Genomic DNA, 1,038 nt, shown 5'->3' on the forward strand with positions numbered 1-1,038 from the left:
CCAATAAGTATTCAGTTTACTCAGTAATTGTGAATTGAAATTTATTTTTAGTTTTCTTACGCCATTCAGTAGTTGATATTCCCATTGTCCAGTTTCAATACTACCTCCTCTTGTAGCGACAACCGTATAATCATTTTTAAAGACAAATGAATAATCGCTATACAAGGAAGTTTTATCTGAAGTAACAAAAAAATAAGGGATTGCCCATGAACCCTTTGTTATTGTTTCTGTAAAATCTAGGGACACAATATTATTTTCTGGGGAATAATCAATAGCATATTTGATTGCATTCTCGAAATCCAGATTATTTGAAATTGTCCTTGGTTGATTATTGTGATCTACTATTGAAATAGGATATTGTAAGGAAATATACTGACTAGCAGTCAAATTTTTTATAAAATAAAAAAAAGCTTGATCGCTAATGATTGACATGGAACTAGCGAACTGATTAGAACTGTTATAGCTATTTATTGTAATTGGATACTTAATATTTAAACCATTAATCTTACTCAGAAGATCAGGATATAGATTCCAATAATCGATTAAGGATTTAAAATCAGCTTCATTTGGAATCAATTTTTCGAAGTAATTATAGTACACCATCGTTACTGGAAAATCAATTTTTACGATATCCTCATCAGTAGCATTTGCATTAATATTATCTACTACTTTTTGATAATCAGCAACTGTATTTACGGCTATGTTTGTATTGTTAACCGTAAGTGTATAAGGAAGTTTTATGGTACAATAACTGGACTTGTCTATTATATTATCTTGTACCGTTTTGACCATTGCAACTCTTTGCAGATAAGTCGTAAGAGGAGAAACATTTGTAACAGTTCCCTGTAAAGTATTATCCTGTTCAACTATTTCGCTTTGGCAAGATAACAAAACAATGAAAACTGCTATTGATATATATTTTTTTAAAGGGAACATATTTCTGTTTTTACAAAGGTAATAAAATTTAAAGAAACTGTTTTTCAATAAATTCAGCATCAAGGTTTTCGGTTTCTTGTTTTAAAACCAAATACCTAAAGA

Annotated in this window: 1 protein-coding gene; it reads right to left on the reverse strand. The window is 29.5% G+C overall.

The features are described from left to right. Positions 1 to 936, reverse strand: a 936-nt coding sequence (locus FPG59_RS16315) for a hypothetical protein (RefSeq protein ID WP_140344733.1), incomplete at its 3' end; no start/stop codon positions are given. Positions 937 to 1,038: the final 102 nt, after the last annotated feature.

It is taken from the genome of Flavobacterium sp. FPG59 (genome assembly GCF_002150205.1).
In the GTDB taxonomy this organism is placed as follows: Bacteria; Bacteroidota; Bacteroidia; order Flavobacteriales; family Flavobacteriaceae; genus Flavobacterium.